Below are 21,912 nucleotides of genomic sequence, written 5' to 3'. Positions count from 1 at the left end.
GTCGGTCCAGAACCGACCGTGCCCGACAACCCAAGTGGGAGCAACACGCATGCTGGAACACGCAACAATGACCCGAGCGGCGACGGTGGTGCAGCCTGACCCGACGAACACCGTCAGGCTGAAGCATCCCGGCCGCATCATCGTCGGCATCCTCTGCGTCGTGGCGCTGGTCGGATTCCTCTTCGCCCTGGCCGCCAACCCGCACATCTCATGGTCGGATGTAGCGGCTTACCTGGTCTTTCCCAAGATTCTCGCGGGTGTGCTGGTCACGCTCGAACTTTCGATTATCTCCACCGTCGTCGGCCTCAGCATCGGCGTGATCCTCGCGATCATGAAGCTGTCGTCCAACCCGCTCGCCCAGATGCTCAGTAACCTTTACATCTGGTTCTTCCGCGGCACGCCGGTTTTGGTTCAGTTGATCTTCTGGTTCAACCTCGCCTTCCTCTTTCCCACACTCACCATCGCCATCCCGTTCACCACCATTGGCTACCAGTGGGACATGAATGTGCTGATGACCGGATTCAACGCGGCCATGCTCGGCTTGGCTTTGAACCTTGGTGCCTATGCAGCCGAAACTGTGCGCGCCGGCATCCAGGCAGTCGACATCGGTCAATCCGAAGCCGCCAGCTCGATCGGGATGACGCCGGCCCAACGCATGCGCATCGTGGTGCTCCCGCAGGCCGGGCGTATCATCCTGCCGCCGATCGGCAACGAGTTCATCAGCATGCTCAAGACCACATCGCTCGTTTATGTTGTCGCCGGCAATGACCTCATGACCAATGCCAGCCAGATCTACAAGCAGAACAGCAAGATCATGGAACTGCTGATCGTGGTGAGTATTTGGTACATGGTGATGACCGCCGTCGCAACCTATTTTCAGAACAAACTCGAAAAGAAGTTCGGCACGGCCAACTTGCCGCCGTCGCCGCGGGCCAGTTGGGGCCGCTCACTGCTTCTGGCGGCCCAGGCGAAGCGCAAACTAGCGGTCGACACCACGATGGGCTCGGGAGGGTCACTATGACGCAGATTCAGACAGGTCTGGTGCTTTCGGCGGATGCCGCGGCCACCTCTCCCATCATCATTGCCGAGCAGGTCTACAAGTCGTTCGGCTCGAACCAGGTGTTGGCCGGCATCAACTTCGAGGTGGCCGCGGGCGAGGTTGCCGTCGTGATCGGCCCGTCGGGTTCGGGTAAATCGACGTTTCTGCGTTGCCTGAACGCCCTCGAGACCATCGACAGTGGGCGCATCCGGGTGTCGGGATCCGACGTCGGCTACGACTACCGGGACGACAAGTTTTACGAGTGGAGCTCGAAGGACTATGCGAAGTTCCGGCTCGGCATCGGCATGGTGTTCCAACGCTTCAACCTGTTCAACAACATGAATGCCCTCGAAAACGTGGCCTGTGGTCCGATCAAGGTGAAGGGCATGCCGAAGAAGGAGGCCAAGGAGCGGGCGCAGGCATTGCTCGAAATGGTCGGACTCGGCACGCACGGCCATAAGTTCCCGAACCAGCTCTCGGGTGGCCAGCAGCAGCGGGTGGCGATCGCTCGTTCGCTGGCGATGGATCCGTCGGTGATGCTCTTCGACGAGCCGACGTCGGGCCTCGACCCCGAGCTCGTCGACGAGGTGCTCGAGGTTATGAAGACCCTCGCGCTCGGCGGCATGACCATGGTCGTCGTTACGCACGAGATCGGGTTCGCCCGGGAAGTCGGCGACTCGCTCACCTTTGTCGACGGTGGAGTTGTCGTCGAGAAGGGCGACCCGCGCACGGTCATCGCCAACCCGCAGAGTCCTCGAACGCAGCAGTTCCTCTCGAAGGTTCTCTAGGGACGTTCGGCGCGTACTCGTCACCCGATTGTCGCAATCAACTGGAGGTGCTCCATGACGGAGCAGATCGTCGTCATCACCGGAGCCTCGTCGGGCATTGGCCAAGCCACGGCCGACCGGTTCACTGCCGGGGGAGCGCGGGTTTACAACCTCGACCTGACCGCTCCGGCCGCGCCAACGGCCGGAGCGATCTGGCGGCACTGTGACGTTACCGACCACGAACAAGTCGCCGCTCGCATCGGCGAGATCGTGCGGGAGGACGGCCGGGTGGATGTCGCCATCGCGAACGCGGGCATCAGCATCCGTCGGCCGTTCCTCGAGATGAAGCCGGCCGAGATCGACACGCTGCTGGCGATCAATGTGCGTGGGGTCATCAATCTGTGGCAGGCCGCCGGCCGGCAGATGTATGAGGCGGGCTCGGGCGTTCTGCTGGCGACGGCGTCGACGAATGCCACCGCGGGATACCCCTGGTATGCCGACTACAACGCGTCGAAGGCCGCCGTTCTCGCACTCTGCCGCAGTGTTGCACTGGAATTGGCGCCTCGGGTACGCACGGCGTGCGTGAGTCCCGGATATGTGATGACACCCATGCAGCGACTGGAATATACCGACGAGATGATTGATGAGGTGAACGCGAAGATTCCCAGTGGGCGTCACGCAGAGCCCGCCGAGATTGCGTCGGCGTTCTACTTCCTCGCCTCTGCCGAGGCCGCCTTCATTACCGGCCAGCAGCTCGTGGTGGATGGCGGAGAACTTGCTGGTGGAACCGCTTCCTCGTATCGAACCTGGCAGGCAGACCGCCGCACCTGAGACGCGGCGGGAACCCCGCCGTGCGTCCGTCCGCGCCTCCTTGTCGGTTTTGTGCCCGCCCGTTGGTCGTGCCCGCCCGTTGGTCGAGCCCGCCCGTTGGTCGTGCCCGCCCGTTGGTCGAGCCTGTCGAGACCCTGGTTCACCCGTCTCGGGTCGTGGTCGCGGGATCTCGACAGGCTCGATCAGCGGTGGGGTGCTCGATCCTTCCCGTTGGTGGTGCCCTCCCGTTGGTCGAGCCTGTCGAGACCCTGTCACCGCGTGCGGCGGTTCACTCCTTCCCGTTGGTCGAGCCCGCCCGTTGGTCGAGCTTGTCGAGACCCTGGTTCACCCGTCTCGGGTCGTGGTCGCGGGATCTCGACGAGCTCGATCAGCGGTGGGGTGCTCGATCCTTCCCGTTGCTCGAGCCCGCCCGTTGGTCGAGCCTGTCGAGACCCTGTCACCGCGTGCGGCGGTTCTCTCCCTCGCGCCGGCCGAGCGTACGAAGTATGTTGACTGATCCTCACGGTCCGTGTACTGTATACAATATTCTGAGCACTCGACAAGGAAGTCATCATGAAATCCAGCAAGTATCTTGTCCCGGTCACCGCTCTCGCCGCGATGGCACTCCTGGCCGGTTGCGCCACGGGTGGCACCGGCGGCCAGTCCGCCCCGGCACTCGACCCGAGCACCAAAGTCTCCGGTGACATTACCGTCTGGTCCTGGGACTCGGCCGCGGTCGCGCTCAAGCGCAAGGCCAAGGAGTACGAAGCCAGCCACGCCGGGACATCCATCAAGGTCGTCGATGTCGGCTACGACAACGCCTACGACAAGCTTTCGGTCGGCCTGCAGGCCGGCAGCGGACTTCCGGATGTCGTCACCATCGAGACCGACCGGGCTCCGGGCTACATCTCACAGTTCCCGAACGGCCTGATCGACTTGAACCCGGTCCTCGGCGACAAGAAGGCCGACTTCGACCAGTCGAAGTGGACCGCTTCGTCGAATGACAAGGACCAGCTCATGGTCGCGCCGTGGGACTCGGGCACCGTCGGGCTCTACTACCGTTCCGACTACCTGGCCGAGGCCGGCGTCGACCCGGCATCGCTGACCACCTGGAACGCCCTCATCTCCGCCGGTGAGACCATCAAGGCCAAGACCGGCCACACGCTGATGTCGACCGACCTCTCCACGGGTGGTGGCTTCACGATGATGCTGCAGCAGCAGGGTCAGGGCCTCTTCGACGCCGACGGAAACGTCGCCGTCAACTCGCCGAAGGCAGTCGAAGCACTCACCGTGCTCAAGGATATGAACGACAAAGGCTTGATCAAGAACGTCAAGGGCTGGGATGGCCGCGTCACCTCCGCCAAGGACGGCGACTCGGCGGTGACCCCGGAGGCTGTCTGGTGGATCGGTACCCTCACCGGTGAAATGCCCGAACTTGCCGGGAAGTATGGCGTGACCGAGCTTCCGGCGTTCGCCGATGGCGGCGTTCGCACCTCGAACAGCGGCGGATCCGGCCTCGCGGTTCCCGCGCAGGCGAAGAACCCCAACCTCGCGGCATCCTTCGTCACCTGGCTGCTGGCCGACGCCACCAATCAGGCCGACATGATGAAGAACGAAGGACTCTTTCCCTCGTACCTACCTGCTCTCAAGGACGGCTACTTCCAGCAGCCGGACCCCTACTTCTCGGGGCAAAAGGTGTACGAGCTGTTCGCCGAGCAGACCCCGAACATCCCGTCGATCAACTACACGACCGACAATGCGAAGGCGCAGGACATCGTGGCCAACGCCGTCGTCGCCTCGGTGCTGAACGGCGCCGACCCGAAGAAGACCCTCGACGACGCTGCCAAGCAGATCGCCACCGCAACCGATCGCAAGATCGCGAAGTAACATGGCCATCTCGTCCACGCGGGCGCGTAACCGCGCCCACACCGGGCGAACCGCTCCGCGGACGCTGGGGCGCAAGCTCCAGCGTCCGGGGTTGTACTTCGCCGCCCCTGCTCTCGTTCTTTTTGCACTGTTCTTCGCCTACCCGCTCGTCTCTTCGTTGTGGCAGAGCATGACGAAGACCGTGGGCGGTCAGACCGAGTTCGTCGGTCTCGAACAGTACGCTCGCCTGTTCGCCGATCCACTGATCGCAAAGAGCCTGTTCAACGCTGGCATCCTGCTCGTCATCCAGGTTCCACTGATGATGGGCCTGGCCGTCGGCCTGGCCTACTTGCTCAACCAAAGCTGGCTGAAATTCAAGGGCGGCTTTCGCGTACTGCACTTCCTGCCTGCCGTGACGACGCTGGTCGCCTACTCGGTCGTCTTCCGCATCATGCTGGCCACCGATGGCGGCGCCGTCAACCAGATGATCGGCGTGCTCGGCATCGCACCGGTCGACTGGCTGAACAACGAGATCTGGGCGCGGGTCGCCCTGATCGCCTCGATCACCTGGCGTTGGACCGGATACAACATGGTCATCATTCTGGCCGGGCTCCAGGCGATCCCCGGCGAGCTCTACGAAGCGGCACGAATGGATGGGGCGGGCCGCTGGGCGATCTTCTCGAAGATTGTCATTCCGCAGTTGCGCCCGGTGCTGCTTTTTACCGGCATTACCTCGACGATCGGCGCCCTGCAGCTCTTCGACGAAAACTTCATTCTCACCGGGGGAGGACCGAGCGATGCCACACTCACGCCAGTGCTCTACCTCTATAAGGTTGGTTTCCGTCAGTTCGACTTCGGCTATGCCTCCGCTATCGGGTGGATGATTGTCGCCATCACCGCGGTGATCGCGCTCATTCAGTTCCGTCTCACGAGGGAGAAATCGTGACCCGCGCCACACCGGCGGCCTCCGCCCGACTCGGCTCGGCCATCCGCCAGGCTCCGATCTATTTCGTGCTGTTGGTCGGTTCGATCATCAGCCTCATCCCATTCCTCTGGATGGTCATTGCCTCGACGCATCAGACCTCCGACTTGTTCGGCACGCCACTACCGGTGCTTCCGGGCGGCGAACTGCTGAACAACCTGGCTCGGCTGCAGCATGATGTGAACTTCGGTCGCGTCATGGTGAACAGCCTGCTGCTCGCGGTCATCTACACCGTGTTCAGCTCGATGATCAGCATCATGGCCGGCTACGGGCTGGCGAAGTTCAAGTTTCGCGGCCGCGGTATCGCGCTCGGCGTCATCCTCGTCACGATGATGATTCCGATGCAGGTTCTGCTCGTTCCGCTGTTCCAGATGATGGCCAGCCTCGGTTGGATCGACACGTACCAGGCCGTGATCCTGCCGTTCCTAGCCAGTGCCTTCGGCATCTTCCTCATGCGTCAGTCCTTCCTCGACTTCCCTGATTCGCTCATCGAATCGTCGCGGATCGACGGGGCCAGCGAGTTCCGCACGTTCTACGGCATCGTGCTGCCGGTGGCCCGGCCGCAGATCGCCGCCCTGATCATCTACACGTTCATGACCCAGTGGAACGCGTTCATCTGGCCGCTGCTGATGCTGAATACCGAGGACAACTACACGATCCCCGTCGCGTTGAACACGATGATTGGCTTGTCGCGAGTTGACTACTCGGGCCTCATGCTGGGCTCGCTGTTGGCGACGTTGCCGCTGCTGATCCTCTTTCTGATCTTCCAGCGTCAGTTCATTTCCGGCCTGCTCGGCGGCGCCGTCAAGGGCTAGCAGCAACTCTGTGGTGGTGTCTCGACAGCTCGACAACCGATTCCCCGTTGGTCGAGCGTGTCGAGACCCTATGTCTCGACAGGCTCAGCAACCGATTCCCCGTTGGTCGAGCGTGTCGAGACCCTATGTCTCGACAGGCTCAGCAACCGATTCCCCGTTGGTCGAGCGTGTCGAGACCCTAGTTTGCTGCGGGTCGTATCTCGACAGGCTCGATCAGCGGTAGTTGTCCACGGATTTCCTGCATCCGGCCAACGCCGCGACGGCTTCCTGTCAGCCTGTCGCGCATGCCATTCATGTACGTGTTGCAGTGCTCCGACGACTCGTTCTACGTCGGAAGCACATGGGATATCGAACGACGGCTCTGGCAACACAATCACGGTGAGGGCGCCGCGTATACACGGCGACGGATGCCGGTGCGCCTGGTCTACGTCGAGGAGTGCGAGCGAATCGAGGATGCCTACGCTCGGGAGAAGCAGGTGCAGGGCTGGGGTCGCCAGAAACGCATCGCTTTGATCGAAGGGCGACTGGCTGATTTGCCTGGCCTGAGTCGCTCGGGGACGCCGCCTCCCGAGAGCTAGCACCGCACGTCGTGTCTCGAAACGCTCGATCGGCGTGCCGTGGGTCGAGCCTGTCGAGACCGTGGTTCCCGGTCTCGAGGGTGGCTGACGGGATCTCGACACGCTCGATCGGCGGGGTGGGCTCGATCAGTGTCCCGTGGGTCGAGCCTGTCGAGACCGTGGTTCCCGGTCTCGTGGGCGGGTGACGGGATCTCGACACGCTCGATCAGCGGGGTGGGCTCGATCGGCGGGGTGGGCTCGATCAGCGGGGTGGGCTCGATCAGCGGGGTGGGGTCGATCGGTGTCCCGTGGGTCGAGCCTGTCGAGACCGCGGTTCCCGGCCTCGTGTGTGGCTGACGGGATCTCGACACGCTCGATCAGCGGTGTGGGGTCGATCGGCGGGGTGGGCTCGATCAGCGTCCCGTGGGTCGAGCCTGTCGAGACCGTGGTTCCCGGTCTCGTGGGCGGGTGACGGGATCTCGACACGCTCGATCAGCGGGGTGGGCTCGATCGGCGGGGTGGGGTCGATCAGCGGGTGGGGTCGATCGGTGTCCCGTGGGTCGAGCCTGTCGAGACCGCGGTTCCCGGCCTCGTGTGTGGCTGACGGGATCTCGACACGCTCGATCAGCGGGGTGGGGTCGATCAGCGGGGTGGGCTCGATCAGCGGGTGGGGTCGATCGGTGTCCCGTGGGTCGAGCCTGTCGAGACCGCGGTTCCCGGCCTCGTGTGTGGCTGACGGGATCTCGACACGCTCGATCGGCGGGGTGGGCTCGATCAGCGGGTGGGCTCGATCAGCGGGGTGGGCTCGATCAGCGGGGTGGGGTCGATCGGTGTCCCGTGGGTCGAGCCTGTCGAGACCGCGGTTCCCTGTTCCGTGTGTGGCTGACGGGATCTCGACACGCTCGATCAGCGGGGTGGGGTCGATCAGCGGGGTGGGCAAGATCAGCGGGGTGAGCTCGATCGGCGGGGTGGGCTTGATCGGCGGGCGCGGCTCGACCTAGACCAGGGTCGCGGTCAGCTCTGCATTCGCCAGAATGCGCTGCACGCCGTTCAGCCAGTTCGATTTGAGTGCGGTCTGGGCGCCCGCGACATCGCCTTCGGCCAGACAGTGCGCGATCGTCGCGTGCTCGGCGGCAACGCGCCCAATCATTGCCTCATTCGAGACGAGAAGTGATTCGTAACGGTGGAAGAGACCGCGGACGCCGCCGATGAGTTCGAGCAGACGTGCATTGGGGCACGCGCTCAGCATGAGTTCGTGCCACTCGTCGTCGCGATGGGCGACCTCGGAGTGCGCGGCGATGTCCTCGTGGAACTCTGCCGACATCCGCACGAGCTGGCGACCAATCGTCTGCAGGTCGACGAGAGGAGTGAGCTCGATGGCGAGGCCCTCCAGGGTCGCGATGACCGGGCCGAGTTCCTCGAACTCGGTGGCGCTCAGCTTCACGAAGCGGAAGCCCTTGCCGTTCTCGCTCGTGATCTGCCCCTCACTTTCGAGGCCGATCAGCGCTTCACGAAGCGGGGTGCGACTCACTCCGAGTTCCGACGCGAGCTGCACCTCATTGATGCCCTCGCCCGGCTGAGCTTCACCCGATCGCATGCGCGCCAGCAATTCGTCCCGCACCTGTGAGCGGAGTGTTTTGCGTTCGATTGCCATGCGCCCTCCCAGGCTTCTACTGATCGGCCAATCCTACGGGTTGACCGGAACGAATATTCGTCATACGGTAGCTGTATACAGAATACAATCTTTACGACGTCGTGTACAGAGGATGCGGTCCGGCGTTGAAACAATCGAAAGGGAAGCGGGCATGACCTCGACTCCGGCACGGCCGATCAGGCTTGATGCACTCGCCTATGGCGGCGACTACAACCCTGACCAGTGGTCCGAAGAAACCTGGATCGAGGATGCCCGGCTGATGCAGAAGGCCAGCGTCAACCTGGTCTCACTGCCGGTCTTCTCCTGGCCGCAGATCGAGCGCACGCCAGGTGTCTACGACTTCGGCTGGCTCGATCGCGTGATTGACCTGCTCTGGGAGCACGGCATCAAGGTCGACCTCGCCACGGGCACGGCCACGCCGCCGGCCTGGCTGATCCGCGAGTTTCCTGAGGTATTGCCGTCTAACATCCACGGCCAGCGTCTCGAGTTCGGCTCGCGCCAGGCCTACTGCCCGAGCTCGCCGATCTTTCGCGAACATGCGCTCAAGCTCACCGAAGCCATGGCCACGCGCTATGGCAACCACCCGGCGCTCGCCCTCTGGCACATCTCAAACGAATACGGCGACCACGTGCCGCGCTGCTGGTGCGATGAGTCGGCTCGCCACTTCCGCCGCTGGCTTGAAGCTCGCTACGGCAGCATCGAGGGCCTGAACGAGGCCTGGGGCACCACCTGCTGGGGTCAGAACTACAACACCTTCGAGCACATTGAGCCGCCGCGCACCTCGATGGGTCCGATCAATCCCTCGCAGAACCTCGACTTCGAGCGCTTCTCGAGCGACGCGTTGCTCGAACTGTTCCAAAGCGAGATCGACGTGCTGCGCCGGGTCACCCCCGACATCGCCGTGACCACCAACTTCATGAGCCTGTTCAAGGAGCTCGACTACTGGGACTTCGCAGCCGTCGAAGATCTGGTGACGGATGACGCCTATCCCGACCCCGCCGATCCCCAGGCGCACGTGCCCGCAGCCCTCAACTACGGCCTGATGCGTTCGCTGAAAGACGGCCAGCCCTGGCTGCTGCTCGAGCAGGCCCCGAGCGCGGTCAGCTGGCGCGACATCAACGTGCCCAAGGCGCCGGGACGCATGCGCCTGAACAGTTTTCAGGCCATCGCGCACGGTTCCGACGGCGCGATGTTCTTTCAATGGCGCCAGGCCAAGTTCGGCCCGGAGAAGTATCACTCGGCCATGCTCGGCCACCGCGGTGAGAACAGCCGCACCTTTAAAGAGACGGCCGCCCTCGGCGCCGAGCTCAAGCAGATCGAGGTCGTGCGCGGAACCCGTGTGCGGGCATCCGTTGCCCTCGTCGCCGACTGGGATTCCTGGTGGGGGAGCGCGGCGCCCGACTCGTTGCCGTCGCAGCGGCTCAACTGGCTCGAGCAGGCCCGCGCCTGGCACGGAGCCCTGTTCGCCCTCGGCCACACCGTTGACGTCGTGCGGGCCACCGGCTCGTTCGACGGCTACGACGTCGTCGTCGTACCGAACCTCTACATCGCTACCGACGAGCAGGCTGCGGCCATGACCGCGTTCGTGCAGCGCGGCGGCCAGCTGGTCGTCGGCCCGTTCAGCGGTGTCGTCGACCCGACCGAGAAGGTGCACGAGGGTGGCGCTCCCGGCCCGCTGCGCGGCCTGCTCGGCGTCGAGGTCGACGAGTGGTGGCCGCTCTCCGACGGGGAGACCGGTCAGGTCAACCTCGACGGCGCGATTCTGCCCACCCAGATTTGGAGCGAGTGGATCCACGCTGCCTCGGATACCGACACCGTCGCCACGTACTCCGCCGGAGTTCTCGAGGGGCGCGCCGCCATCGTGCGCAACGCGCTCGGCGCCGGCTCCGCCTGGTACCTCAGCGCCACGCTCGCACCGGAGGGACTCGAGCAGGTTCTGGCTCTCGCCCTCACCGCCGCCGGGCTGCCGAACCGCGTCGCGGACCGCGACCTCGAGATTGTCACGCGCACTAACGAAGAGACCGACTTCATGTTTGTGCTGAACCACGGCCAGGCGGAGGCATCCGTCGCCGTGCCAGTTGGATCACACGACTTGATCACCGGTCTCGACGTGACCGGCAGCCTCACGCTGGCGCCCGCGGGGGTCGCTGTGCTGGCGCACCCCGCAATCTAGTCGGAGGCGACTCTCCAGGGGCGCATTCTGCAATGAATCACTCCGTGAGATACGGGGCGCTCGTGTGTGCAAGCATACGAGTCGCCCCGTTCGTCCAATTGGCATGCAGTGCCCTTCGAGCGCCGGGGAGGTCGCCGGCAATCAGGCAGGAAGCAATAGCGGCATGCTCGGCGGCGTTGCGGGCGATCATCGCTTCACTTGGAATGAGGAGGGATTCATACCGGCGCAGACCGCTTCGTGCTTGATCGAGTAGCTCGAGCAACCGTGAATTCGGGCACGCGCTGGTCAGCAGGCCATGCCACTCCTCGTCGCGGGTCGTGACCTGAAAGTGTGTCGCACGAGGTGTACAGAACTCGATCGCCTCTTTGTGCAGCCGCTGGCCGATTTCCAGTCGTCGGGCAGCGGGGGTGAGTTCAAGCGCGAGACTTTCGAGCTCAGCGATAATGGGTCCGAGCTCTTCAATTTCACTCACGCTCAGCCGGGCGAATTGGAAGCCCCTGCCCGTTTCGCTGGTGATCTGCCCCTCGGTTTCCAAACCGATCAGTGCCTCGCGCAACGGGGTACGGCTGACGCCGAGTTCGGCCGCGAGCTGCACCTCATTGATACTTTGGCCTGGCACGACGGCGCCGGTCCGGATCCGATTCAGCAGTTCGGTGCGGACCTGCTCGCGGAGCGTTTTCCGTTCAATGAGCATCTGCGTGCAACTCGGTCAATACACGGAGAAAACGGTCGATGTCTGCGACCGTGTTGTAGTGCACCACGCCGGCACGGAGCAGACCTTCATCGAGGTCGATCCCCAGGTGTTCGAGAACTCCCTGGGCATAGAAACTGCCGTTCCACGTGTAGATTCCGCGTTCACCGAGTGCCCGTGCAAGCCGGGCGCTGCCGCCGCCCTCCACGACGAGACCGAAGGTGCCAACCCGGCCGGCAGATTCTGCGGTTCGAGGGCCGACGAGTCGCACACCGGGTACCCGGGCGATTCCCGCCAGAAAGCGCTCGGCCAGAAAATGCTCCTGCTGTTCGATGACCTGATAGGCCGAGTCCAGCTGGCTGTCGAGCGTGTCACCGGCACCCAGAGCGGCGAGGTAGTCGATCGCGGCAACAAAACCGGCCAGGGCCTCGTGCGCGAGGGTGCCCGTCTCGAAACGGTGGCCAGGAGGCGTGATCCCCGCCGGGCGCACTCGGTTCGCCGGCCAGGTCTCGGCAAGGTCACGACGGACCCAGGCCATTCCAAGGTGCGGTCCGAAAAATTTGTACGGTGAGCAGAGCAGAACATCGCAGCCGATGTTCACAACATCGATGCGCCGGTGGGCGGCGAATGCGACGGCGTCGACCCACGCTAGGGCTCCCACCTCGTGGGCCATGCGTGCGATCTCGCGGGCCGGGGTCAGTGTGCCGACCGCGTTTGACGCCAGGGTGAACGCGACAACCTTGGTTCGGCTGCTCAGCTTGGAGGCGAGATCGTCCAGGTCGAGGGTCAGGTCTTCTTTCAGCCCGACCGTGTGTACGACGAGACCAAGATCCTGGGCGAGGAGCAACCACGGTGCCACGTTTGAGTCGTGGTCGAGGGCAGTCGTCACGATCTCGTCTCCGCGCTTCAGGGTGCGACCGAAGGCGGCGATCAAACTGAAGTTCAACGTCGTCATGTTCTGGCCGAAGGCAATGCAACCGGCATCGCCGCCGACGAAACTGCCGCCGTACGCCCGCGAAAGCGCGAGAAGCTCATCGGTGGCGATGGTCAGGTCGAATTCCCCCTCGATATTCGAGTTCGAATTGCGTAGATAGTCACTGATTGCCTCGATAACCGACTCCGGCACCTGGGTGCCGCCCGGGCCGTCCAGGTAAGCGGCTAGCTCCCCGCTGGGTGCGGTGCGATTGAGCGCGGGGAACAGACCGCGCAGCTGAGTCAGCGCGGCGGCGTCTAGTGCAGGCATGTCAAGCTCCTTCGTCAGAATACGGTTCGGCGCGAGCGAGGTCACTCACGTGGCGGGTCGAGAAAGAGATCGCGCGGGAGGAATGCCGAGATGACGTAGGTTCCCTCGTTCACGATTTCACTGATCTTAAGGTCGGCCGCGACGGAGCACAGCATGTAGGCCTCGATCTCCTCGATGCGGTATAGCGCAACGACACGGTGCACCATGGCCCTCACCGCCGCCTGCGCAGCTTGGTATAGATCGGGCCCGACGCCGGTCGTCGCGTAATAGCCGGCTCGAGCTGCGGACGCGCGCTCAAGCGGTCGATTGATCTCATATTCGGGGAACCGCAGAACGCGATCACGCACAACACTGAGCCGCACGGTGATGTCCGCGGGAGTCTCGATGCCTGCACCGCCGACCTCCCCGTCTCCTTGTGCAGCGTGAGAGTCGCCGAGGCCGAAAAGAGCGCCTTCGACTTCGACGGGCAGGAACATCACGGTGCCCTCACGGGCATGCTTCATGTCCATGTTGCCGCCCGCCCGGTGCGGGGGAACACTCGGATGCGGGCCGTCCGCGGCGGGCGTACAACCAATGATTCCGAGCATTGGCTCGATCGGTACGCGGATGCCAGGCACAAGCTCGGTCGAGTCGCCCTGCGTCAGATCCCACAACCGAAACCATGCGTCGGGGAACTCTTCCTGCAGAAGCCCCGTGCCCGGGTAAACCGCAGACCAGCCGAAATGAAGCGGGGCCACCCGCAGGATCTCGACCTTCAGAACGTCGCCTGGATGCGCACCCTCGACAAAAACGGGGCCGCTGATCGGATCGAGTTGTGTGAGATCCATCGCCGTGAACGTCTCGAGGGTCGATGTGGCCGAGATTTGTCCGTTGGAGCAGTCGGGAGCTTCTACGAAGAGCTCGGTGCCCGACGCAACCACAGCGGCCGGATCATGGTTTCGATCCCAGCCAAACGATACTGTCGAGCGATCAAGGTGTGCGGATGGCGCCATCAAGGTGGGCTTCTTTCGTATCGGAGGGACGAGAGCCTGGCAGTGATTCCGATCGTCGGGTACGCCAGACTTTTCGCACGAGATCGTCGGCTTCGTCGAAAGCAAAGAGCCCGTCTCGTCGCCAGAACATCACCGCGAGTATCAGAAGTCCCAGAGTGATCTCTTGCAGCCCAAAGACGTTCTGGATGGTGAAATCCCCGATCGTGAAGCCGTTGAGCCCGATCTCGACGCGTCGTGCGACTTCCAGAAGTGTCGCGACGATCACCGTTCCGACGACAGCACCGGTCACCGTCGACTGCCCGCCAACGACCAACATGGCTACAAGCATGAACTGCAAAGAGATGTAGAACTGTTTCGGCGAGAACGCCGTAAGTTCGTGAGCCATCAAAACACCGGCCGCAGCGACGATCAGGGCGCTGAGAATCCAGGCGACCAGACGCAAACCGGCAATGTTGATCCCCATCGACCGGGCGGCAAGCTCGTCTTCTCGACTGGCCTGCAAGCGGATGCCGACGACCGATTCGCGAAAGAGTCGAGCGACGAAAATCGCGACCAAAACAACGCCGAGGGCAATGTAGATGTCGACCGCCGGCGGGACTCCATAAAATGTTTCACTTCCACGGGTAACGCCCTTGGCTCCGACGAGCACGATGTACGTGATCAAGAGCATCGTGAACGTGGCGATCGGGGTGGCGGCCGCCGAGAGCCTCGCGAACGGCAGCCCGAACAGCACGGCCATCACCAACACGACGACCATTGCGACGAGCATCGCCGGGAAGAGCGGAAGCTGAATGCGCATCAGCCAATCAGGCAAACCCGGCAGGATCTGGGCTTTGACCGCCGGAGAGGCCGTGAGCAGGCCACTCGCATAGGCGGCAACGCCCATAAACGCCGCGTGGCCGAACGTCATGATTCCGGAGTTTCCGCTGTAGAGGCTGAAACCGACGACCGCCACCATCGAGATGAGCATGTTGATCGCGAGCTGCTGACCCACAGCGCCCATGGTCGCCATGACGATGACGACGATGATGACGACGGGGAGGCCGAGAGCACCGGTTCCGATTGCCGAGCGAGTGAGGGGGGAATGTGCTGTCAATCGCATTATGCGCGCTCCGTCACTTTGCCGAGAAGCCCTTGGGGGCGCACCATCAGAATCACCAAGACCATCGTGAGAGTAAACGCGTCAGCGAACGGGAGCATGGATTCGGGGAGCTGGGACCGGAAGAGAACCTCGGCGGCGCCGAGGATGAACCCTCCGAGCACAGCCCCGGGTAGGCTGCCCAAGCCGCCGAGGACCGCCGCGATGAAAGCCTTGATGACGGGGAAAAGTCCCATCGTTGGGTCGACCGAGCCCCGCTGTGCGATCCAGAGAAAGGCCGCGAGCCCCGCGAGCAAACCCGAGATGGCGAAGGCGGTTGAGACGATTCGGTTCGCATTGATTCCCATCAACCGGGCGACAGGAAAGTCCTGAGCCGCTGCCCGCATACCGATACCCAGTGTGGTTCGACGAAGAAAATAGATGATCGAGACGAGTGCGACGGCGACGACAACGATTGCGGTCAGCTGGATAACTCCCAATCGCACGCCGAAAAGATTCAGAGTCTCACTCAGCTGAGCGGGAAGTTGGATACCCATAGGTCGTGCGGAAATGAAGATCTGAAAAAGAACTTGCAGCACGATCGACACGGCGAAACTTGTCAAAAGCATCGTCGTACCGCTCGCTCCCCGAACCGGCCGGAATGCAATTCGCTCCATGAGCACCGACCCGAGAACGACAGCAAAGATGCCGAGCAGGGCAACCACGATGAGAGGTGCGCCGAGCACCATTGCACCGAACCAGATCGCGTACCCGCCGATCGTCATGAGATCGCCATGCGCGAAGTTGACCAGCCCCATGATCGAGAACACCATGGCGAGGCCGAGCGCAAGAAGAGCGTAGATTCCTCCGAGACTCAATGCATTGACGAGTTGTTGCGCGAAGATATCCATTAGACCGCTCCCAATCCCAGATATGCGCGTTCAATTCCGCTGGACGCACGCAAATCTGTTGCCTTTCCTTCGAGTTGGAGTTCACCACTAGCCAGCACATATCCGCGGTCTGCGATTGCCAGAGCTTGATCGACATTCTGCTCAACCAGAAGAATCGTGACGCCTTCTTCACTCAGCTGTTTCAGCAGGTCGAAGATGAATTCCACGACCTGGGGGGCGAGACCGAGGCTCGGCTCGTCCAAGAGGAGCAGCCGCGGGGCCGACATCAGCGAGCGTGCAATTGCGAGCTGCTGCTGCTCTCCTCCAGAGAGTGTTCCCGCGAACTGCGTGCGTCGCTGGGCCAGAATCGGAAAGCGAGTGAAGGCGCTCTCCTTCAACTCGGCCGCTGAGCCTCGCCGGCCGAGCGAGATCGCCCCCATCCGAAGATTCTCCTCAACGGTGAGTTGGGGAAAAACTCGGCGTCCTTCGGGAGTGAGAGTCATTCCGAGCTTGGAGATCTTCTCGGTGGGCAGCTTTTCGACGGCCGTCCCATTGAAACGGATCGACGACGACGGGTCAGAGGGGGCAAGGCCCATCACGGCGTTCATCGTGCTGGATTTACCGGCACCATTGGCGCCGAGAATGGTGACGACTTCACCCTCGTTCACGTGGAAGGACAGGTTGCGTACGGCGCGGATTCCGCCGTACACCACCGAGAGGTTTTCGACCTCGAGCATTGGCATTCTGGAGCGCCTAGGGCTTCGGGATGTCGGCAGAATCAGGCGTCTTGGTGCCAAGAAGCGCGAACTTCCCGTTGTCGACCTTCACCAGGGAGACCGATTTGAGGGGAATGCGGCCCTGGTCGAGATACGTGATCGAGCCGGTTGCGCCCTGCACGTCGACGAGTGTGTCGATCGCATTGCGCACGGCCTGTGGATCAATTGACTGGGCCGAGGTGACGGCGGCTTCAACGACCTTGATGAGGTCGTAGCCCGTGGCCGCGAAGACGCTCTCCGGCGCCTTGCCGTATGTCTCGGTGTAGCGCTTCCAGAAATCACCGGTCGGCGTTCCGTCGGCCGGGAAACCGTGGGTGGTGAAGACGAGTCCCTCGACAGACGCGCCGCCAGCGTCGATCGTGGTCTGTGAGTCCACCCCGTCCATCGAGATGACCGGAGCTGTGATGCCCGCAGCGCGGAGTTGCTTGATGAAGGTCGGGGCGTCCGGCGGGTAGGCCGGGGTGAAGATGACCTCGGGAGACGGCTTCAACGCGAGGATTTTCGTGATTTCGCTGTTGAAATCTGGGGCCCCGAGAGTATAGGAACCCTTGCGAAGGATCGTGCCACCCTTTTTCTCATACACCTGGGTGAAGTAGTCGCAGGATTTGGAAGTGTAGGAGGAGTCGGGGGAGCAGAGAAGGTAGGCATTCTTAAGGCCCTGTTCAATGGCGTAGTCGGCCAGGACCGTCGTCTGAGTGTTGTCGCCGAAGACGCTCATGAACATGAAGTCGCCGACGGCACCCGGAAGTGTCGGTGAGGTGGCCGCAGTCGAGATCGTGGGGATGCTTGCGGCCTGGGCGATCTGGCCGGCGGCAATGCACGGGTCGGCATCCGACGTGCAGATCTGGAGCTGCGCGCCATTGGCCAGAAGGTCACGGGCTACCACGGAGCTTTGACCCGGATCGCTGCGGTTGTCCTGGATCGAGAGCTCGATCTTCCATTTTCCGTCAATACCGCCGGCAGCGTTGATTTCGTCGACGGCCATCTTCACGCCGGTCGACGCCGCGACGTCTGAATACGCCAGTCCGCCGGTTTGAGAGGAGTTGTACCCAATTTTGAGCACGTCGCCCGTTTCTCCGCTCTGGGCTGTCGCGGTGCAGCCCGTCAGAACGAGCGCGGCGGATAGGGCCGTTGCCAGTGTAATTCTGCGTTTCATTTCGTCTCCTCCAGCATGGATTCGGTGGTTAGTGATGGTTCGGCAAAGGATTCCGCTGCCCACTTCTTTCCGAAGTAGGCCTCACGAACCGCCTGGTTCTGGCTGATCCCCTCGGCATCACCTTCGGCGATGACCCGTCCGCCAGTCAGCGCGACGATTCGGCTCGCCACACGCATCATCAGTCGGAGATCGTGTTCGATCACGAGCACTCCGAGCGAGTAGTGGCTTGCGATCATCTCGATGAGTTCTGAGAGCTCCTCAGACTCGGCACCGTTGGCGCCGGCGGCGGGTTCGTCGAGGAGAAGGAACTTCGGCTTGGTGGCCAGTGCGCGAGCGATCTCGATACGACGCCGGATGCCATACGGAAGCGTTCCGGCGCGTCGTTCCTGAAATTCATTGAGTCCGAGCTCGTCGAGTGTCTTCAACGCGGCATCTCTGAGCTCCGCTCCGCGCGGACGAGCGTCGCTCAATGCACTTCCGACTTGCACATTTTGAAGCACAGTCATGTTGCCAAAGAGTCGAATATTCTGAAACGTTCGCGCGACCCCGAGTCGTGCGATGCGGTGGGCACGAAGAGAGGTGGTTTCGATCTCGTTGACGAATGTGCGACCTGATGAAGGTCGGTATACGCCGGAGAGCACGTTGAGAAGCGTTGTCTTGCCAGATCCATTCGGCCCGATCAGCCCAACAACTTCGCCGGTCGTGATGCGAAAGTCGACCTCGGTGAGCGCTTTGATGCCGGAGAAGCTGACAGACACTCCTTCGGCCCGGAGCCCGCTGCCGCTGATACCTGCGGCGGGGGTGGTTGCGGAAAAGTGCTGTCCCTGCATTGTGCCCTCCATTGGACATCTCTCGTGCTGTGTGCTGTGTGCTGTGTTCTGTATACAGGATTTTCACAGAGCATTGCCATCGATGTCAAGCAATGTGTTCGGCGCAAGCGGTCACAATGCTCCCGCAAGCGGCAATTTGAGCTCGAGGCTCGAAAGTTTGGCGATCCGAGGTTGACAGTCACTTAAAGTGTATACAGAATACAATCAGGCCTGACTCGTTCCGACGCGTCACTTTCTTCCGTACCGCTCCAGCAGAGGGACACAAATATGACACAACCATTCGTCCACCCCTACTTGCCGAACTCGGCACCTGACGTCAAAGCAGCGATGCTTGCCGCCGTCGGTGCAGAGTCGATCGAAGAGTTCTACGTTGACGTGCCCGCCGGGCTGCGCCTCGACCGCCCGCTCGACCTGCCGGCCCCGCTCGTTGCCGAGCAGGACCTCGTGCGCCACGTCGAAGGCGTTCTCGCGAAGAACCGCTCGACCAAGGAAAAGCTGAGCTTCCTCGGCGCCGGTACCTACAACCACTTCGTTCCCGCCGTCGTCGACGAGGTCATCAATCGCAGCGAGTTCCTCACCGCCTACGCCGGCGAGCCCTACGAGGACCACGGTCGTTTTCAGGCGCTGTTCACCTACCAGTCGCTCATGGCCGAGCTGCTGAACATGGACGTCGTCAACGTTCCGACCTACGACGGGTACCAGGCCACTGCGACCTCGCTGTCGATGGCCGGTCGCATGAGCGGTCGCCGCGGCGTGATCGTCGTCAGCGACGTGCTGCCCGACAAGTTGTCCCGCGTGAGCGACTTCGTGCGCCCGAACCTCGACCTCAGCTTTGTGCCCACGGTCAACGGCACCGCGGATGTTGCGGCAGCTGTCGCACTCATCGAGTCGCGTGGCGACGAGATCGCCGCCATCTGGGTCGAAACCCCCAGCTACAGCGGTGCAGTTGAAACCGCCATCCGTCAGCTCGCCGATGCCGCCCACGCTGTGGGCGCCGTGCTCGTCGTCGGAACCGACCCGGTCGGTTACGGCGTTCTCACCCCACCGGCCGACCAGGGCGCCGACATCGTCTGTGGCGACATCCAGGCTTTCGGCATTCACCAGTGGTTCGGCGGCGCGCACGGTGGCTTCATCGCCGTGCACGACGACCCCACATTCATCATGGAAATGCCGTCCCGTCTGTTCGGCCTGGCCTCGACGGATGTTGCCGGTGAGTACGGCTTCGGCGACGTCGCCTACGACCGCACCTCCTTCGCCCTGCGCGAAGACGGCAAAGAGTGGGTCGGCACCGCCGCCGCGCTCTGGGGGATCGCCGCCGGCGTTTACCTCGCTCTGATGGGACCGCAGGGAATGGCCGACCTCGGCGAAACCTTGCTCGCTCGCACCCGCTACGCCCAGCAGCAGCTCTCCGGCCTGGCCGGCGTGAGGCTGACCGATGACGCCCTGCACCTGCGCGAGTTCGTCGTCGACTTCAGCGGCGCATCCGTCACTGCACACCGGGTCGTCAGCACGCTGCGCACCGAGGGCATCGAGCCCGGTGTCGTCGTCGGCGAGTACGAGCTGCTCGTCTGCGTGACCGAGGTCACCACCCAGGCCGACATCGACCGGTTGGTCGCCTCCGTCGCCGCCGTTTTGAACGCCGCATCCAACAACACTGCCGCTGCCCACACGTCCGCTGTCCACACCGAGGAGAAGAGCGCATGAGCCTCCCCATTGCACCCAAGCCAGCCCTGCGTCGCTTCCACCAGGCGAGCTGGGACGAAAAGGTCATCTTCGAGCTGACGACGCCCGGCGAGCGCGGCGTTCTCGTCTCGCGCCCGGAGGCCGCCGTCACCGCGGCTGTTGGTGACGTCGTCGCCGACCTGCCCGAGGGCCTTCGCCGCAAGAAGCAGGCCGCACTGCCCGAAATGGGTCAGATGCGCGTGCTGCGCCACTACCTGCGCCTGAGCCAGGAGAACCTGAGCGCCGACCTCAACGTCGACGTGGGACAGGGCACCTGCACCATGAAGTACTCGCCCAAGGTCAACGATGCGCTGATCCGCACCACCAAGCTCGTCGACATGCACCCGCTGCAGGACGAAGCCGACGCGCAGGGTGTGCTCCAGCTGATCTTCGACCTCGAGCGGATGATCGCCGAGATCTCCGGCATGCACAGCGTGTCGCTGCACACCAGTGGTGGCTCGACCGCGATCTGGACCAACATCGCGATGATCCGTGCATTCCACGAGTCCAACGGTGAAGGCGACCAGCGCGACGAGGTCATCACCACGATCTTCAGCCACCCGTCGAACGCCGCCACGGCCAAGGCCGCCGGCTATAAGGTCATCACCTTGTACCCGGACGCCGAGGGCTACCCGGATGCTGACGCCCTGCGCGCCGTGATCGGCCCGCAGACCGCCGCGATCATGATCACGAACCCGGAAGACACCGGAATCTTCAACCCGCGCGTCAAGGAATGGGTCGACCTGGCTCACTCCGTCGGTGCCCTCGCGTCATACGACCAGGCCAACGCCAACGGCATCCTCGGCATCACCCGAGCCCGCGACGCCGGCTTCGACGTCTGCCACTTCAATCTGCACAAGACGTTCTCCACCCCGCACGCCTGTGGTGGACCGGGTGCCGGCGCCAACGCCGTCTCCGAGGCGCTCGCGCCGTTCCTGCCGGGCCCGATCGTTGAAAAGGTGGGCGACCGCTACACCCTCAACGCCGACCGTCCGCAGTCCATCGGCAAGGTGGCGCCGTTCTACGGTGTCGTTCCGAACCTGGTGCGCGCCTACTCGTGGATCATGGCCCTCGGCGCAGAAGGCCTCCGCGCCGTCGCCGAGATCGCCGTGCTGAACAACAACTATCTGATGAAGCGCATCCTCGAGATCCCCGGCGCATCCGCCCCGTACGCCACGGGTCGTCGCCGCATCGAGCAGGTGCGCTACTCCTGGCAGGAACTGTTCGAAGAGACCGGCATCAGCTCGGAAGAGATCGGTGTGCGCGCCAGCGACTTCGGCATGCACTACTGGACCAGCCACCACCCCTACGTGGTGCCGCAGCCCTTCACCCTCGAGCCCACCGAGTCATACACGATGGCCGAGCTTGACGAGTATGCCGGCGTGCTGGCCGAGGTGGCTCGTGAGGCGCGGGAGACGCCGGATGTCGTGCGCACCGCGCCGCACAACCAGACGGTGCACCACACCCACCACGATGACCTCGACGACCCCGAGCGTTGGGCCATCACCTGGCGCATGTACCAGCGCAAGTACTTCAGCTAGCGAGAACCGCTGATCGAGGTGCACCGCTGATCGAGGTGCACCGTTGATCGAGCGTGTCGAGATCTGACTAGGGTCTCGACAGGCTCGACCAACGAAACCGCTGATCGAGGTGCACCGTTGATCGAGGTGCACCGTTGATCGAGGTGCACCGTTGATCGAGCGTGTCGAGATCTGACTAGGGTCTCGACAGGCTCGACCAACGAAACCGCCGATCGAGTGTGTCGAGATCTGACTGGGGTCTCGGCAAGCTCGACCAACGAAACCGCTGATCGAGCGTGTCGAGATCTGACTGGGGTCTCGGCAAGCTCGACCAACGGGGTCTCGACCAAC

At 63.1% G+C, this 21,912-nt stretch carries 20 protein-coding genes; 11 read left to right on the top strand and 9 right to left on the bottom strand.

All coding sequences use genetic code 11. The features are described from left to right. Positions 1 to 49: 49 nt before the first annotated feature. From HNR05_RS10985 to HNR05_RS17795, 8 genes are all read left to right on the top strand, one after another. A complete protein-coding gene (locus tag HNR05_RS10985; protein WP_246318389.1) occupies positions 50 to 1,021 on the top strand; it encodes an amino acid ABC transporter permease in 972 nt (323 codons plus the stop codon). Beyond that, positions 1,018 to 1,827, top strand: coding sequence for an amino acid ABC transporter ATP-binding protein (locus tag HNR05_RS10980; RefSeq protein WP_218868871.1), 810 nt, complete (start codon positions 1,018 to 1,020; stop codon positions 1,825 to 1,827). Before HNR05_RS10985 ends, HNR05_RS10980 begins: the two co-directional genes overlap by 4 nt. A 54-nt stretch (positions 1,828 to 1,881) precedes the next feature. Beyond that, on the top strand, positions 1,882 to 2,637 hold the full coding sequence (locus HNR05_RS10975; RefSeq protein WP_179579046.1) for an SDR family NAD(P)-dependent oxidoreductase: 756 nt from the start codon (positions 1,882 to 1,884) through the stop codon (positions 2,635 to 2,637). A gap of 552 nt (positions 2,638 to 3,189) precedes the next feature. Next, positions 3,190 to 4,503 (top strand): ABC transporter substrate-binding protein, encoded by a 1,314-nt coding sequence (locus tag HNR05_RS10970; RefSeq protein WP_179579045.1) that lies wholly within the window; start codon positions 3,190 to 3,192, stop codon positions 4,501 to 4,503. A gap of 1 nt (position 4,504) precedes the next feature. After that, entirely contained in the window at positions 4,505 to 5,428 is a 924-nt protein-coding gene (locus tag HNR05_RS10965) for a carbohydrate ABC transporter permease (protein WP_179579044.1), read from the top strand. Beyond that, entirely contained in the window at positions 5,425 to 6,279 is an 855-nt protein-coding gene (locus HNR05_RS10960) for a carbohydrate ABC transporter permease (protein WP_343062556.1), read from the top strand. The genes HNR05_RS10965 and HNR05_RS10960 overlap by 4 nt, the downstream gene beginning before the upstream one ends. Positions 6,280 to 6,563: 284 nt before the next feature. Continuing rightward, the gene (locus tag HNR05_RS10955) at positions 6,564 to 6,857 is read left to right on the top strand and encodes a GIY-YIG nuclease family protein (protein ID WP_218868870.1); all 294 of its coding nucleotides are present in this window, start codon (positions 6,564 to 6,566) and stop codon (positions 6,855 to 6,857) included. An 857-nt stretch (positions 6,858 to 7,714) separates the two neighbouring features. Beyond that, positions 7,715 to 7,837, top strand: coding sequence for a hypothetical protein (locus HNR05_RS17795; RefSeq protein ID WP_281369815.1), 123 nt, complete (start codon positions 7,715 to 7,717; stop codon positions 7,835 to 7,837). Here the strand turns inward: HNR05_RS17795 and HNR05_RS10950 are convergent. Next, complete coding sequence (locus HNR05_RS10950) at positions 7,834 to 8,490, bottom strand: GntR family transcriptional regulator (protein ID WP_179579043.1); 657 nt, start codon at positions 8,488 to 8,490, stop codon at positions 7,834 to 7,836. The two genes, HNR05_RS17795 and HNR05_RS10950, sit on opposite strands and share 4 nt — an antisense overlap. A gap of 151 nt (positions 8,491 to 8,641) precedes the next feature. Between HNR05_RS10950 and HNR05_RS10945 the strand changes: the two genes are divergently transcribed. Beyond that, positions 8,642 to 10,663, top strand: a complete 2,022-nt coding sequence (locus HNR05_RS10945; RefSeq protein WP_179579042.1) for a beta-galactosidase — start codon at positions 8,642 to 8,644, stop codon at positions 10,661 to 10,663. 37 nt (positions 10,664 to 10,700) lie between these two features. On the opposite strand, the gene HNR05_RS10940 is transcribed toward HNR05_RS10945, so the two are convergent. From HNR05_RS10940 to HNR05_RS10905, 8 genes are read right to left on the bottom strand one after another with little or no spacing between them, the layout of a single operon-like run. Continuing rightward, positions 10,701 to 11,357 carry a GntR family transcriptional regulator gene (locus HNR05_RS10940; protein WP_179579041.1) on the bottom strand — a complete coding sequence of 219 codons (657 nt, stop codon included), beginning with the start codon at positions 11,355 to 11,357 and terminating at the stop codon, positions 10,701 to 10,703. Continuing rightward, positions 11,347 to 12,597, bottom strand: a complete 1,251-nt coding sequence (locus HNR05_RS10935) for a cysteine desulfurase-like protein (protein ID WP_179579040.1) — start codon at positions 12,595 to 12,597, stop codon at positions 11,347 to 11,349. Before HNR05_RS10935 ends, HNR05_RS10940 begins: the two co-directional genes overlap by 11 nt. Positions 12,598 to 12,638: 41 nt before the next feature. Further along, positions 12,639 to 13,589 (bottom strand): acetamidase/formamidase family protein, encoded by a 951-nt coding sequence (locus HNR05_RS10930; RefSeq protein ID WP_246318616.1) that lies wholly within the window; start codon positions 13,587 to 13,589, stop codon positions 12,639 to 12,641. Next, entirely contained in the window at positions 13,567 to 14,691 is a 1,125-nt protein-coding gene (locus tag HNR05_RS10925; RefSeq protein WP_179579038.1) for a branched-chain amino acid ABC transporter permease, read from the bottom strand. The genes HNR05_RS10930 and HNR05_RS10925 overlap by 23 nt, the downstream gene beginning before the upstream one ends. Next, a complete protein-coding gene (locus HNR05_RS10920) occupies positions 14,691 to 15,578 on the bottom strand; it encodes a branched-chain amino acid ABC transporter permease (RefSeq protein WP_179579037.1) in 888 nt (295 codons plus the stop codon). Before HNR05_RS10920 ends, HNR05_RS10925 begins: the two co-directional genes overlap by 1 nt. After that, positions 15,578 to 16,300 carry an ABC transporter ATP-binding protein gene (locus HNR05_RS10915; RefSeq protein WP_179579036.1) on the bottom strand — a complete coding sequence of 241 codons (723 nt, stop codon included), beginning with the start codon at positions 16,298 to 16,300 and terminating at the stop codon, positions 15,578 to 15,580. Before HNR05_RS10915 ends, HNR05_RS10920 begins: the two co-directional genes overlap by 1 nt. A 10-nt stretch (positions 16,301 to 16,310) precedes the next feature. Next, on the bottom strand, positions 16,311 to 17,489 hold the full coding sequence (locus HNR05_RS10910) for an ABC transporter substrate-binding protein (RefSeq protein ID WP_179579035.1): 1,179 nt from the start codon (positions 17,487 to 17,489) through the stop codon (positions 16,311 to 16,313). Further along, positions 17,486 to 18,319, bottom strand: coding sequence for an ABC transporter ATP-binding protein (locus HNR05_RS10905; RefSeq protein WP_179579034.1), 834 nt, complete (start codon positions 18,317 to 18,319; stop codon positions 17,486 to 17,488). The genes HNR05_RS10910 and HNR05_RS10905 overlap by 4 nt, the downstream gene beginning before the upstream one ends. 267 nt (positions 18,320 to 18,586) lie before the next feature. Here HNR05_RS10905 and gcvPA point away from each other — a divergent pair, with 267 nt between their 5' ends. Together gcvPA and gcvPB are read left to right on the top strand one after the other, a co-directional pair. Then, positions 18,587 to 20,023 carry an aminomethyl-transferring glycine dehydrogenase subunit GcvPA gene (gene gcvPA, locus HNR05_RS10900; protein WP_179579033.1) on the top strand — a complete coding sequence of 479 codons (1,437 nt, stop codon included), beginning with the start codon at positions 18,587 to 18,589 and terminating at the stop codon, positions 20,021 to 20,023. Beyond that, positions 20,020 to 21,582: an aminomethyl-transferring glycine dehydrogenase subunit GcvPB gene (gene gcvPB / locus HNR05_RS10895; RefSeq protein WP_179579032.1), complete on the top strand. Its 1,563-nt coding sequence runs from the start codon at positions 20,020 to 20,022 to the stop codon at positions 21,580 to 21,582. The genes gcvPA and gcvPB overlap by 4 nt, the downstream gene beginning before the upstream one ends. The last annotated feature ends 330 nt before the right edge of the window (positions 21,583 to 21,912 follow it).

It is taken from the genome of Leifsonia psychrotolerans, assembly GCF_013410665.1.
In the GTDB taxonomy this organism is placed as follows: Bacteria; Actinomycetota; Actinomycetes; order Actinomycetales; family Microbacteriaceae; genus Cryobacterium; species Cryobacterium psychrotolerans_A.
This window is presented reverse-complemented; position numbering and strand designations above follow the sequence as displayed.

Coding starts and splice junctions, on each gene's coding strand:
- HNR05_RS10955 (WP_218868870.1), top strand. CDS start 6,564: ATGCCATTCATGTACGTGTTGCAGTGCTCCGACGACTCGTTCTACGTC.
- HNR05_RS10910 (WP_179579035.1), bottom strand. CDS start 17,489: ATGAAACGCAGAATTACACTGGCAACGGCCCTATCCGCCGCGCTCGTT.
- HNR05_RS10945 (WP_179579042.1), top strand. CDS start 8,642: ATGACCTCGACTCCGGCACGGCCGATCAGGCTTGATGCACTCGCCTAT.
- HNR05_RS10950 (WP_179579043.1), bottom strand. CDS start 8,490: ATGGCAATCGAACGCAAAACACTCCGCTCACAGGTGCGGGACGAATTG.
- gcvPB (WP_179579032.1), top strand. CDS start 20,020: ATGAGCCTCCCCATTGCACCCAAGCCAGCCCTGCGTCGCTTCCACCAG.
- HNR05_RS10985 (WP_246318389.1), top strand. CDS start 50: ATGCTGGAACACGCAACAATGACCCGAGCGGCGACGGTGGTGCAGCCT.
- HNR05_RS10920 (WP_179579037.1), bottom strand. CDS start 15,578: ATGGATATCTTCGCGCAACAACTCGTCAATGCATTGAGTCTCGGAGGA.
- HNR05_RS10935 (WP_179579040.1), bottom strand. CDS start 12,597: ATGCCTGCACTAGACGCCGCCGCGCTGACTCAGCTGCGCGGTCTGTTC.
- HNR05_RS10965 (WP_179579044.1), top strand. CDS start 4,505: ATGGCCATCTCGTCCACGCGGGCGCGTAACCGCGCCCACACCGGGCGA.
- HNR05_RS10940 (WP_179579041.1), bottom strand. CDS start 11,357: ATGCTCATTGAACGGAAAACGCTCCGCGAGCAGGTCCGCACCGAACTG.
- HNR05_RS10930 (WP_246318616.1), bottom strand. CDS start 13,589: ATGGCGCCATCCGCACACCTTGATCGCTCGACAGTATCGTTTGGCTGG.
- HNR05_RS10980 (WP_218868871.1), top strand. CDS start 1,018: ATGACGCAGATTCAGACAGGTCTGGTGCTTTCGGCGGATGCCGCGGCC.
- HNR05_RS10975 (WP_179579046.1), top strand. CDS start 1,882: ATGACGGAGCAGATCGTCGTCATCACCGGAGCCTCGTCGGGCATTGGC.
- HNR05_RS10925 (WP_179579038.1), bottom strand. CDS start 14,691: ATGCGATTGACAGCACATTCCCCCCTCACTCGCTCGGCAATCGGAACC.
- HNR05_RS10970 (WP_179579045.1), top strand. CDS start 3,190: ATGAAATCCAGCAAGTATCTTGTCCCGGTCACCGCTCTCGCCGCGATG.
- HNR05_RS10905 (WP_179579034.1), bottom strand. CDS start 18,319: ATGCAGGGACAGCACTTTTCCGCAACCACCCCCGCCGCAGGTATCAGC.
- gcvPA (WP_179579033.1), top strand. CDS start 18,587: ATGACACAACCATTCGTCCACCCCTACTTGCCGAACTCGGCACCTGAC.
- HNR05_RS10915 (WP_179579036.1), bottom strand. CDS start 16,300: ATGCCAATGCTCGAGGTCGAAAACCTCTCGGTGGTGTACGGCGGAATC.